Genomic DNA, 12,901 nt, shown 5'->3' with positions numbered 1-12,901 from the left:
CCAATTTCAAGGGGCCGGCCGAAAAGTTCACCCACAGGAGGAGAAGTGCATGAGCAAGAACAGAGGTGTCGTCTACATGCGGCCCGGCAAGGTCGAAGTGCGAGATATCGACGATCCGAAGCTCGAGGCGCCGGACGGCCGCCGCATCGAACATGGCGTGATCCTCAAAGTGATCTCCACCAATATCTGCGGCTCGGACCAGCATATGGTGCGCGGCCGGACGACGGCCATGCCCGGGCTCGTGCTCGGCCATGAGATCACCGGACAGGTGATCGAGAAGGGCGTTGATGTCGAGATGCTCGACATCGGCGACATCGTCTCTGTTCCCTTCAACGTCGCCTGCGGCCGGTGCCGCTGCTGCAAGTCGCAGGACACCGGCGTCTGCCTCACAGTCAATCCGTCGCGCGCGGGCGGCGCCTACGGCTATGTGGACATGGGCGGCTGGATCGGCGGACAGGCGCGCTACGTGACGGTGCCCTATGCCGACTTCAATCTTCTGAAGTTCCCCGATCGGGACCGCGCGATGGAGAAGATCCGCGACCTGACCATGCTTTCGGACATCCTGCCGACGGGCTTCCACGGCGCGATCAACGCGAAGGTCGGCGTGGGCTCGATCGTCTACGTCGCCGGCGCCGGGCCTGTCGGCCTGGCCGCTGCGGCTTCGGCCCGCATCCTGGGCGCAGCTGTCGTCATGGTCGGCGATTTCAACAGGGACCGCCTCGCCCATGCCGCCAAGGTCGGCTTCGAGCCGATCGACCTCAATGCCGGCGACAATCTGGGCGAAATGATCGCCCAGGTGACCGGCAGCAACGAGGTGGACAGCGCCATCGATGCGGTCGGCTTCGAAGCGCGCGGCCATAGCGGCGGCGAACAGCCGGCGATCGTGCTGAACCAGATGATGGAAATCACCCGTGCCGCGGGCTCGATCGGAATTCCGGGCCTCTATGTGACGGAAGATCCCGGCGCGGTCGACAACGCTGCCAAGCACGGCAGCCTCTCGCTTCGCCTCGGCCTGGGCTGGGCCAAGGCGCAGTCCTTCCACACGGGGCAGACGCCCGTGCTTCGCTACAACAGACAGTTGATGCAGGCCATCCTGCACGATCGTCTGCCGATCGCCGATATCGTCAATGCGAAGGTCATTTCGCTCGAGGATGCGGTGCAAGGCTACGAGAGTTTCGACCAGGGCGTCGCCCAGAAGTTCGTGCTGGATCCGCATGGTGAGTTGAAGGCCGCTTAAACAGCATTCGACATCCGAGGTGGCGGACAGGACTTCGCCACCTCGAATGGTAGATCAGATCCGCCACTGCTGCGAGACGCGACCAGACCTCTTCGCGCCGGCCCGGCGACAGCGAGACTTTCTATGCGGCGGAGGCGCATTCCGGCAGTGGTGCCCGCATTCTCGCGCTGAGAGTGCTGCGGTTTCTGGTTTCCTGGGGGGAGCAGCCATACGTTTCGCGATAGCATTTCGAGAAGTGCGAAGCCGACACGAAGCCGCAGGCGATGGCGACTTCGACGACCGGTATCGAGGTTTGAACGAGCAGATGCTGGGCGCGTTCGAGGCGAAGCTTCAGATAGTAGCGTGCCGGAGAACAGCGCAGTTCGGTGCGAAAGATGCGTTCGATCTGCCGGCGTGAGAGCCCCACGGATGCGGTGAGTTCGTCGATCTGCATCGGATCGGTCAGACTCTGCTCCATCTTCTCGACCAGCATCAGCACTGTTTGGTCCTGGACACCGACGCGCTGCGCGAAGGGAAGGCGCTGCCGTTCACCCGGACCGCGCACACGATCGACGAGCGCCAGTTCGCAGATGCTGCCGACTATGTCCTCGCCTACATCACGCTGAATGATGTGGAGAATCATGTCGAAAGACGTGGCGCCGCCGGCGCAGGTGAAAATGTTGCCGTCAACTTCGTAGATACCCGTGTTGACGCTTGCGCTGCCAAACTGCTCGACAAAGCCGGGGATGTTTTCCCAGTGGATCGCGCATTTTTTCTCGTTGAGCAGCCCCGCTCTGGCGAGGATATGCGTGCCTGTGCACAGGCTTCCGAGCGCGACGCCACGCTGCCGACATTCGCGTAACCATGCCTCGGCTGCCCGGTCGACATGTCTATGGATGTGCTTGCCGCCGCAAACGAGAGCCATGGAGGGTCGCTGGAGCGTCGCGAGATGCTGGCGTTCTACCGCGATGGAGCTGTCCGCTTCCAAGGTGAGCCCGCAGCTTGCACGGACCTTCCCGCCATCGGCAGTGGCCACCCGCCAGGCATAGGCGTCGTATCCGAGGACGGCGTTGGCCATCCTGAGCGCCTCGACCGCGGAGGAGAACGCCATCATCGTGAAGTCCGGGACCAGGTAGAAAACAAACAGACGCGGTTCAGCGCTCAGCGTTCTCATGCAAATGCCTCCGATCCATGCCGAAACAGCCGCCGCACCATCCGGGTCAGCGCGGCTGTTCGCTCCTCCAACACGCAGGGAGTATTGACCTATGCGCAAATTCTGAAAAGAATGAATGCGTCATATTGCCGGTAGAAACGAGACATTGGCCGATGACTTCAGTCAACCCCTCCCACGTCAGCTCGCGGCGCGATCAAGACGTTCGCCTCACGGTGGGATTTGTGCTGTTGCGGCGCTTTACGCTCTGCGCCTTCGCCAACTTCGTGGACGTCTTGCGGCTTGCCGCGGACGAGGGGGACCGCAGCCGCCCCATTCAGTGCCGGTGGAGCGTCATTGCCGCCGATATGAGACCGGTCAGCGCCAGTTGCGGCGTTTCAATTCAGCCCCAGGAGCCGTTTGGCAATCCAAGGCGATTTGATTACATCGTCGTGGTCGGCGGTCTTCTCGACGAAGTGGCTCGCAGTGATGAGCAGATAGACGAATTCCTGCAGAAGGCCGCGGCGGCCGGCGTTCCGCTCGTTGGCCTGTGCACCGGCACATTCACTCTCCATCGTGCCGGGCTGATGGATGGGTACCGTGGCTGCGTGAGCTGGTTTCATCACCAGGATTTTCTGTCGCAATTCGATGGTCTGAAGCCGGTGTCCGACCAAATCTTCGTTGTCGATCGCGACCGTCTGACGTGCTCGGGCGGCGCCAGCACCGCTCACCTCGCCGCATTCCTGGTCGACAGGCATATCGGCAAAGCACAGGCAACGAAGAGCCTGAACATCATGATGATCAGTGGGGCGGAGGAAGGAGGAGCGCCGCAGCCGGGGCTTACGCTCGATTTCAAGACGAAGGACCCGCTTGTCAGGAAGGCGCTTCTGCTGATGCAGCAGAACCTCGACACTCCGCTCCCTGTTGCGGAAATCGCAAGTCATCTCAACGTCGGAAAGCGTCGGCTTGAAAGGCATTTCCGCGAGGAACTCGGAAGTTCGCCACTGGTCGCCTTTATCGATATGCGGCTTTTGCTGGCCCGCCACCTGCTCGCAAACACAGACAAGTCAATCGCTTTGATTGCCGCCGAAAGCGGCTTCTGCGATGCATCGCATCTCAGCCGATTGTTCCGCCGCAGATTCGCCGACACGCCCCAACAATTCCGCACGTCGTTGAGAGCGACCAGCTGAAATGCAGGAGCGAGTAGGTTTGCGCTGACAAGGTTCCTTCGGCGGGCGGCCGGAAGCCGCAAACGGCGGCTCCCGGCTGGTCTTGGAACTATCAGTTCAGTCTTTGGCGGCAGGCGCCACTAGACCCGCGGACTTCAGAAGCTGACCTTGCAGCATCGCGTTTTCTGCAAGCAGTGAGCGATAGCGCTCGACGATCCGGGCCTTGTGTGCATCTTCAGAGACCGCATCGAGCGCTCCGAGGATCGCGGCTATCTTTTCGCTCACATCCCGCAGTTGGACGAGAAGGTTCTTGTCATTGGCGACACGGTTGAGAGCGGATCGCGTGACAGGCCCAATTCCCGACGGCGTTCTCGCACCTTGCGATACATAGCCGGCGGGCAGATCACCTTTGAGGTTCGTGACCGAGTGCAGGCGTATCGCGTCAACGATCTGATCGACAGCCTGCTTCGCCCCGGCCACACGGGTCGGATGGTCGGTATCGGCGGCCGCGTGCGGAAGGAGTTCGAGCTTCCCGGCATGCTTCGGCAGAAGCGAAAGATACGGCTTCATCGGGCCGCTCGGTCCGTCCGAGGTCTTGAAGATGTCGGCGTCGATTGCCGCGTGCCTTACCTTGCCGGATGTCAATGCCTTGTCCAGGTCGGCCACGTTCACGAGCTCGCCGCGGTCATAGTTGAGCAGGACTGCCTTGTCGTTCAACGCGGACAGGACCTCGGCATCGACGACTCCGGTATTGGAGAACGTCCCCGTAGCCGGATCCAGTTTTCCGAGGCCCAGATGAACCGACAATACGTCCGAACCACCCGCGGCCTCCGCCGGAGTAGCGGCGTACTCGTAACCTTCCGCGATGATGTTGTCGCGATGTGCCGGTCGGGCATAGACGACAACATCCATGTGGAACGCCTTCGCCAGGCGTGCGAGTTCCCGGCCAATGTTGCCATAGCCGAGGATCGCGATCCTCTTTCCTTCAAGCTTTTCGGTCGGATATTCGGCCAGGTTTTTGCCTGTATCGAAGTCACCGCCGATGACCCGGGCGTGCAACTCCTCCACCGGCAGATCGGGCAGGACCTTGAGAAGCGCCTTTACCGCCATCTGCGCGGTCGCCCGGCTGTTGATGCCCGGCGTGTTCATCAGCGGGGCCTCGCCTCCCTCGCCATTCGGCCCGCCCCAGGAAGCCGATCCCATGTTCCCGGTGCCCGTGCCGATGCGGACACCGCCGAGACGGAACTTCGCACCCTGAGGGATGAACGTTGCGGCCGCGATGACCGCGTCATACTGGCCGTCGCCCGCCTCAGCCAGTAACTCATCGGCGGTGCTAAGGTGGGGCCGGTAGAAGAAATGGATCTTGCCGTCCTCGGCCGAGCTCACGTCGTTCGCGGAGTTTTCGTGGAACACGCCGCCTTTTTCGTAAATGTATGCGGCCAATTCACTGTGATCGAGGCCGCCTGCCGCGTTGAAGCGCAGGCCAATCGCATCGGCGATCAACACCTTGAAAGTGCCTTCGCGCACGGACGCAGCGCCATCGCCCGCAGGTTCGTCGTAATCGACGCGGCTTCCTCTGCTCTCGAGTTCTTCCTCGATGACCACGATCTTGGCCCGGAGATAGGCGTATTTGAGGTTCTCGAGCAGTGCGATGACATCCTCAGGTTCCCGAATGCCGCCGATCCAGGCGCGATAATCACCGGGAGTGCCGGGGAAGGCGTTCACGTAACGCGCGGCATCCAGACCTTTTTCATGGACACCGTTCGGATGGGTAATTCCTTCGTAGCCCAGGATCTGCTTCGACCTTGCAATGATGCGCGCATGGAGATCAGACGATGAGATGCCGCCGTCATTGACCTTCAACAGCGTGACCGCCGCGCCGCGCCGCTCCTCGTCTTCCACGACCAGGCTAAACAGCCGGTTGCGGTCCACCCATTCGTTTACCAGCCTGCGGTTCGTGGCCGAGCGCTTGTTCAATTCGTCGACCGAGCCGACGCGCCGTTCGGTCTGCAGGAGTCCAAAGGTCGTCTCGGCAAACGCCAGGGCGCTATAGGTGTTGATGACACCGCCGAGCATCTTGTCTTCCTCGGCGTCGTAGAACGGGCCGGCATCGACGGACCGCTTGCTGCTGAACGGCTGCCGGGGATTGATTGGCGGCGCAATCTTCAGCTGCCTCGGGATTGCCCAGGACGGATTGCTCTGGTTGCGCTCGATCAATGCCAGAGCCGCCGGCGTGAAGGATGCGACGAAGTAGCCGGATATGCCGCCAATCGCTTTCTGGAACGGCATGAACAAGCAGCACTTGGCCATCACCGCCCGGACGACTTCGGGATCCCAAGGCATCGCCCCGAGCATGGACGTCGCGTCGAACACGGCATGCCGGTTTTCCGGATCGCCGTCCAGCCATGCCAGAAGTTCCGCAATCTCCTCCTTGGTATAGGAATTCGCACCGGTTGTTTCGTGACCGACGCCAATGAAGACCGAGACGCCGAGTTCGGCGAGCGCCTTTGCCGAGGGGATTGCCCCCTCGCGTTTCGCAAAGTGAATCCTGCTCTCGTCGCCCTTCTCCGCGAAGCGATGCATCTCGATGAGCTGGGTTGCCCAGGATTGCCTGAAGAAACCGGAACCGCCGGCGCCATCACTTTCGGGGCGCGGCGTGTCCACGTAGACCCGCTGGCTCGCGTCATTTGCATTGAGGAGATGCTGCACGCACACGGTATAGCCGCTGTGTCCGCCCCCCAGGCCCACTGCTATCCTGTTCGACTTGGGGAATGCGAAATACCGATGGATGGCCCGCATCATATCAAGCAGGATCTTATCCGCCGGGTAACCGCGGTGCATGCTGCGCGAAAGCTCAGCGGTTGTGAACGCGCCGATATCCTTGCCGGTGTCATCGTATTTCCGGTAGGTGCTCTCGATCCATTTGTCGAATTCATACCGCCGCAGCCTGCTGTCGACCTCGTCCGTCGTTGCATCGGTGATTGGGCCGACTCCGAAGAACGGATTTGTCGGCAGCGAAGGGGCGCCGCCTTCGGTACGCTTCATTGCTTCCAGCCGATGAGCGAAAAGGTCTGAGTCGGAAATCATTTCTAACCTCTGTGTTGGGGTAGGACCGTTCCCGTCGTTGGTGATCGTTGAAACGGACATTCGTTGTGGCCGAATGTGCCAATCTCGATCCCGGGATCGGGTAGTTGCTCCGGCGACAATGTTGGACAATTCGACGTCCAAGGTGGTGCAAATTGCGACATGGGATGCTTCGAGACGATCGGGCGCACGCATTTTCATGCACGCTTCCAAGGTCGCGACGCTGCATGTGAAGCGCGGATTGACCGCTTCTTGGTAGTGGGCGGGACTATTTCGCTGCTTCCGGCTCAAGGCCCGGCGGCATCGGCGGCGGTAGCGGAAGCCGGCGCCCTTCGCGACGACCGTCCCTCCTCGAGTTCGTCGAGGAGGGCGTGCCACAGCGAGACGCAGAGGCCGACCATGACCAGCAGGAATGGAGCCGCGGCGATGATCGAGGCGGTCTGCAGGCCCTGAAGCCCGCCCATGACGAGCAGCACGGAGGCCGAAGCGCCGGCCAGCACACCCCAGAGCACGACGACGCCGGGTTTCGGCTCGAGCGTGCCGCGCGACGACAGCATTCCCATCACCACCGAACCTGCATCCGCGCCCGAGATGAAGAAGATCGCGACGAGGAAAATGGCGATCAGCGACGTCAGCCAGGCGAACGGATATTGCGCGAGCAGTGCAAAGAGCGAGACAGCCGCGCCCTGGTTGTTGACCGCATCGACGATGCCGCCAGCGCCGAAGAGTTCGGAATGGAGCGCAGTGCCGCCCATGATCGTGAACCAGATGAAGGTGACGCCGCTCGGGATCAACAGAACGCCGATGACGAATTCGCGGATCGTACGGCCGCGCGAGATGCGGGCGATGAACACGCCGACGAAGGGCGCCCAGGAAACCCACCAGGCCCAGTAGAAGATCGTCCAGCTGCCGAGCCATTTGCCGTCGCTAAAGGCCGCGGTGCGGAACGACATGTTGACGATGTCGCTGAGATAGAAGCCGAGCGATTCCGCGAAGGTGTTGAAGATGAAGATCGTCGGGCCGATGCAGAGCAGGAAGGCCAATAGCAGAACGGCAACGATCATGTTCATGTTGGAGAGAAACTGAATTCCCTTGCCGACGCCCGAGACGGCCGAGAGGATGAACAGCACGGTCATGACGCCGATGATGGTCAGCGCGATACCATTCGAAACACCGGTGCCCCAGAGGAAATCCATGCCGCTGTTGATCTGCTGGGCACCGAGACCGAGCGATGTGGCAGTCCCGAACAGCGTCGCGATCAAGGCAAGCACGTCGATCGCCTTGCCGATCGGGCCGCTCGCCGCCTCTCCCAGGATCGGCGTGAAGGCGGCGGAGATCAGGTTCGGCTTGCCCTTCCGGAAGGTGAAATAGGCGATCGCCAGGCCGACGACCGCATAGATGGCCCAGGGGTGCAGCGCCCAGTGGAAATACGAATATTTCATCGCGACGAGAGCCGCTTCCAGGCTCTTCGGCGCTGCCTGTCCGTGCGGGGGACTGGCGAAATGATAGATCGGCTCGGCGACGCCCCAGAACATCAGCCCGATACCCATGCCGACGCTGAACATCATGCAGATCCAGGATGCGGTGCGGAATTCCGGCCGCTCGTCGTCCTGTCCGAGCCGGATCTTGCCGAGGCGGCTCACGGCCAGGAAGAGGGCGAAAATCAGGAAACCGGCCGACGAGACCACGAAGCCCCAGCCGAAATCGTCGATGATCGTGTCGAGAACCACCTTCGAGATCGACGACAGGTTGTCGGGAAATATCGTTCCCCAACCGACAAACCCCAGGATGATGAACATCGCCGGCCAGAAGACGGCCGGATCTATCCCACTAGGTCGTGATTGCTGCATTGTTGGTCCTCCCAGTTGATTTTGCGCTGGCCCGCTCCAATCCGGGCCGCTGTCCCACTCATGCGACCCTGTCCGGCGGATCGCGGCCGTTTTGATTGTTTTCTTATGTGATCAAGCGCGCTGCGCCTCCGGCCAGCGCCGGCTGCAAAAACGCGTGCAGCCCCACTCAGGCTGCCTTGCTCATGGCCGACAAGACGTCGGCCACGGTCTCCCCAAAGGAAGACGGCGTCGGCACGATGGTGACCCCGGCGCTCTTCAGGATCTCGACCTTTTCCTGGGCCGATTCTCCGAAGGCGGAGATGATCGCGCCGGCATGCCCCATGCGGCGCCCCTTCGGAGCCGAGAGCCCGGCGATATAGGCAATCAGCGGCTTCTTCATGTGGTCGCGCGCCCAAAGCGCTGCTTCCGCCTCCTGCGGGCCGCCGATCTCGCCGATCATCAGCACCGCATCCGTGCCCGGATCCTTCTCGAAGAGTTCCAGCATGTCCTTGAAGGACGAACCGTTGACCGGGTCGCCGCCGATGCCGATCGAGGTCGACACGCCGACGCCGAGCGCCTTCATCTGGCTTGCGGCCTCATAGCCGAGCGTCCCCGAGCGGCCGACGATGCCGATGCGGCCGGGCAGGTAGATCGAGCCCGGCATGATGCCCATCATCGCCTCGCCGGGCGTGATCATGCCGGCGCAATTCGGCCCGATCAGGGTCATGCGATCCTCGAAGCGGTAGCGCCGCATGTATCGCTTGACCCTGATCATGTCCTGGGAGGGAATGCCGTCGGTGATGCAGACGCAGAGCCGGATGCCGGCATCCGCCGCCTCCATGATCGAGTCGGCCGCAAAGGGCGGCGGCACGAAGATGATAGAGGCATCGGCGCCGGTTTCCTGCACGGCGCCCTTTACCGTGTTGAAGACCGGCATGCCGAGATGCGCCTGGCCACCCTTGCCGGGGGTGACGCCGCCGACCACATTGGTGCCGTAGCGCTTCATGTCTTCGGCGTGAAAGCTGCCGATCTTGCCGGTGAAGCCCTGAACGATGACGCGGGTGTTCTTGTCGAGCAGAATGGACATGGGAGCCTCCCTCAAGCAGCCTTGTTGGCGGTGAACGAACGCCATGCCGCGACTGCCTTGTCCGCAGCTTCGGCCAGCGTTTCCGCGACGATGATGTTTTCGCCCGACTCGGCGAGGATGCGCCGACCCTCCTCCATGTTGGTGCCGGAGAGGCGGACGACGAGCGGCACCGGCACGCCGACTTCCCTCAGTGCCTTGATCACGCCCTCGGCCACCCAGTCGCAGCGGTTGATGCCGGCGAAGATGTTGACGAGGATAGTCTCGACTTGTCTGTCGGTGAGTACGGCGCGGAAGGATTTCGCCACGCGGTCGGGCGAGGCGCCGCCGCCGATGTCGAGGAAGTTCGCGGGCTCGCCGCCGGCGATCTTGATCATGTCCATGGTCGCCATGGCCAGACCCGCACCGTTGATGATGCAGCCGATATTGCCATCGAGCCCGACATAGGAGAGGCCGCGGTCGGATGCATAGGTCTCGCGCTGGTCCTCCTGGCTCTTGTCGCGCATCTCGGCAATATGCGGCCGGCGGAAGAGCGCATTCTCGTCGAAGCTCATCTTGGCGTCGAGCGCAACGAGATCGCCGCGGCGTGTGACGACCAGCGGATTGATCTCCAGCATCGAGGCGTCATAGTCGACGAAGGCGCGATAGCAGCCGAGCAGCGTCTGGGTGGCACGGCCGATCAGGGCATTGTCTATGCCGAGTCCGAAAGCGATCTCGCGGGCCTGGAAGTCCTGCATGCCGACGCCCGGATCGACGGTGGCGCGAATGATCGAATCCGGCTCGGCCTCGGCAATTTCCTCGATCTCCATGCCGCCCGAGGACGAGGCGACGATCATGATCCGCTCGGATTTGCGGTCGAGCACGAAGCCGATATAGATCTCGCGCGCGATATCCATCGCCTCCTCGACATAGAGGCGGCTGACGAGTTTTCCCTGCGGTCCGGTCTGGTGCGTCACGATCGTCCGGCCGAGCATGGAGTCGGCGGCCTCGACGATCTCGTGATCGGTCGAGCAGAGCTTGATGCCGCCCGCCTTGCCGCGCGCGCCGGAATGGATCTGCGCCTTGACCACCCAGCGGTCGCCGCCGATCTCCCTGGCACGATAGGCCGCCTGTTCGGGGCTGTAGGCGAGACCGCCGCGCGGGATGTGGATCTGGTAGCGGGAAAGAAGTTCCTTGGCCTGGTATTCGTGAATGTCCATGTCTTCCTCCTCTCAGCGGCCGGCGGTGATGGCTTCATGGGTGGCGAGCACATTGCGCGCCATGCGCTCGGAGGCGGCGTCGATCATCTTGCCGTCGAGCGAGGCGGCACCCTTGCCCTGGCTCTCGGCCACCTTCAGCGCCTCGATAATGCGGCGGGCGCGGTCGACCTCCTTTTCCGGCGGCGAGAAGATTTCATTTGCGAGCGCGATCTGGCTCGGATGGATTGCCCATTTTCCCTCGATACCGAGGGCGGCGGCGCGGCGTGCTGCAGCTTTGTAACCTTCCGGATCGGAGAAATCGCCGAACGGCCCATCGATGGCGCGCAGGCCGTAGGCGCGGCAGGCGACGGTCATGCGCGACAGGCCGAAATGCCACTGGTCGCCCGGATAGTCGGGGTTGAGGCCGCCGATATTGACGGTGCGGGCCTTCAGGCTCGCGGCATAGTCGGCGACGCCGAAATGCAGCGCTTCGAGGCGTCCGCCATAGGCGGCGATCGTCTCGACATTGGCCATGCCGAGGGCCGTCTCGATCAGCGCCTCGAGACCGACGCGGGTCTTGTAGCCCTTGGCGATCTCGATCTGGTTGACCATGGCTTCGACCATGTAGAGGTCGGCCGGCACGCCGACTTTCGGCACGAGCAGCGTGTCGATCCGGTCGCCGGCCTGCTCCATGAGGTCGACGACGTCGCGATACATGTAGTGGGTGTCCAGCCCGTTGATGCGGACCGAGATCGTCTTGCCGCGGTCGCGCCAGTCGATCTGGTTGAGCGCCTGCACGATATTGGCGCGGGCCCGCTCCTTGTCCGGCGGCGCCACCGCATCCTCGATGTCGAGGAAGATGTAGTCGGCATCCGAACTGGCGGCCTTCTCGATCATCTCGGGGTTCGAGCCCGGTACGGCGAGTTCGCTGCGCTGCAGGCGAAGCCGGCGGAGATGGTTGATCGTATGGCTCATGAATTCCTCCCCTTGCCTGGCTCAGGCTGCCTTGGCGGTCGCCGTCGCGGCGGCGCGGAACTGGCGGATCGCAGCGCCGACGCCCGCGCCCGGCTCGATCTTCACGCCGCAGTCGAGCAGCGTCAGTTCGGCGGCCGAAAGGGCGCCGAGCACCATGACCTCGTTGAGCGAGCCGAGATGGCCGATGCGGAAGACCTTGCCCGCCACCTTGCTGAGTCCGCTGCCGAGCGAGGTGTTGTAAGTGTCGAAGGCGTGGCGGATGACCTTGACGCCATCGATGCCTTCCGGCAGGCGGATCGCCGAGACGGTGTCGGAATACCACTTCGGCTCGGTCGCACAGAGCTTGAGGCCCCAGGCGGAGACTGCGGCACGGACACCGTCGGCAAGGTGACGGTGGCGGGCGAAGATGTTTTCGAGGCCTTCCTCGAAAATCACGTCCAGCGCGGCACGCAGACCGTGCAGCAACTGCGTCGGCGGCGTATAGGGGAAATAGCCGGTGTCATTGGTCTTGATCATGTCCTCGAAGGAGAAGTAGCAGCGCATGTGGCGTGCGGTCTTTGCAGCTTCGAGCGCCTTCTGGCTGACCGAAAGGAAGCCGAGGCCGGCTGGCAGCATGAAGCCCTTCTGCGAGCCCGAGACGGCGCAATCGACGCCCCACTCGTCCTGGCGGAAGTCGATCGAGCCGATCGAGGAGACGCCATCGACGAAGAGCAGTGCCGGATGGCCTGAGGCGTCGAGCGCGGCGCGCACAGCGGCGACATCCGACGTCACGCCCGTCGCGGTTTCATTGTGCGTGACAAATACGGCCTTGATCCTGTGCGCCTTGTCGGCGGCGAGCCGTTCGGTGTAGAGGTCGACCGGCACGCCGGTGCCCCATTCCCGGTCGAGGCAATCGACCTCGAGGCCGAGGCGCTCGGCCATGTCGACCCAGAGATGCGAGAATTGGCCGAAGCGGCTCATCAGCACCCGGTCGCCGGGGGAGAGCACGTTGGTCATCGCCGCTTCCCAGGCGCCGGTGCCGGACGACGGATAGATGAAGACGCGGCCGTTCCGGTTCTTGAAGACCTTCTTGACGTCGGCGAAGAGCGGCAGCGTAAGCTCCGGATACCGGGGAGACCGCATGTCTTCCATCGGCAGGTTCATCGCCTGGCGAATCTGCTCGGGGATGTTGGTGGGGCCCGGAATGAAGAGATGGTTGTAGCCTGACATCGTTCCT

At 62.7% G+C, this 12,901-nt stretch carries 9 protein-coding genes; 2 read left to right on the top strand and 7 right to left on the bottom strand.

The features are described from left to right. Positions 1-49 precede the first annotated feature (49 nt). Entirely contained in the window at positions 50-1,237 is a 1,188-nt protein-coding gene (fdhA, locus tag NGR_RS24285) for a formaldehyde dehydrogenase, glutathione-independent (RefSeq protein ID WP_012709144.1), read from the top strand. 121 nt (positions 1,238-1,358) lie between these two features. Here fdhA and NGR_RS24280 read toward each other — a convergent pair whose 3' ends face one another. Then, positions 1,359-2,390 (bottom strand): GlxA family transcriptional regulator, encoded by a 1,032-nt coding sequence (locus NGR_RS24280; protein ID WP_012709143.1) that lies wholly within the window; start codon positions 2,388-2,390, stop codon positions 1,359-1,361. 152 nt (positions 2,391-2,542) lie between these two features. Here NGR_RS24280 and NGR_RS24275 point away from each other — a divergent pair, with 152 nt between their 5' ends. After that, positions 2,543-3,556, top strand: a complete 1,014-nt coding sequence (locus tag NGR_RS24275) for a GlxA family transcriptional regulator (protein WP_164924460.1) — start codon at positions 2,543-2,545, stop codon at positions 3,554-3,556. Positions 3,557-3,652: 96 nt separating this feature from the next. Here NGR_RS24275 and NGR_RS24270 read toward each other — a convergent pair whose 3' ends face one another. The 6 genes from NGR_RS24270 to NGR_RS24245 all read right to left on the bottom strand — a co-directional run bounded on the left by NGR_RS24270 (position 3,653) and on the right by NGR_RS24245 (position 12,894). After that, positions 3,653-6,622 (bottom strand): NAD(P)-dependent oxidoreductase, encoded by a 2,970-nt coding sequence (locus tag NGR_RS24270; RefSeq protein ID WP_012709141.1) that lies wholly within the window; start codon positions 6,620-6,622, stop codon positions 3,653-3,655. A gap of 284 nt (positions 6,623-6,906) precedes the next feature. Then, complete coding sequence (locus NGR_RS24265) at positions 6,907-8,469, bottom strand: BCCT family transporter (protein ID WP_012709140.1); 1,563 nt, start codon at positions 8,467-8,469, stop codon at positions 6,907-6,909. 166 nt (positions 8,470-8,635) lie between these two features. Further along, positions 8,636-9,535, bottom strand: coding sequence for a succinate--CoA ligase subunit alpha (sucD, locus tag NGR_RS24260; protein ID WP_012709139.1), 900 nt, complete (start codon positions 9,533-9,535; stop codon positions 8,636-8,638). Between the two features lie 11 nt (positions 9,536-9,546). After that, positions 9,547-10,731 (bottom strand): malate--CoA ligase subunit beta, encoded by a 1,185-nt coding sequence (locus tag NGR_RS24255; protein ID WP_012709138.1) that lies wholly within the window; start codon positions 10,729-10,731, stop codon positions 9,547-9,549. Positions 10,732-10,743: 12 nt separating this feature from the next. Continuing rightward, positions 10,744-11,685 carry an HpcH/HpaI aldolase/citrate lyase family protein gene (locus tag NGR_RS24250; RefSeq protein ID WP_012709137.1) on the bottom strand — a complete coding sequence of 314 codons (942 nt, stop codon included), beginning with the start codon at positions 11,683-11,685 and terminating at the stop codon, positions 10,744-10,746. 21 nt (positions 11,686-11,706) lie between these two features. Beyond that, the gene (locus tag NGR_RS24245; RefSeq protein ID WP_012709136.1) at positions 11,707-12,894 is read right to left on the bottom strand and encodes an aminotransferase class V-fold PLP-dependent enzyme; all 1,188 of its coding nucleotides are present in this window, start codon (positions 12,892-12,894) and stop codon (positions 11,707-11,709) included. Positions 12,895-12,901 lie beyond the last annotated feature (7 nt).

The organism is Sinorhizobium fredii NGR234, from assembly GCF_000018545.1.
Classification (GTDB): Bacteria; Pseudomonadota; Alphaproteobacteria; order Rhizobiales; family Rhizobiaceae; genus Sinorhizobium; species Sinorhizobium fredii_A.
The sequence above is the reverse complement of the archived record's forward strand: the minus strand, read 5'-3'. Positions and strand labels throughout refer to the sequence as shown.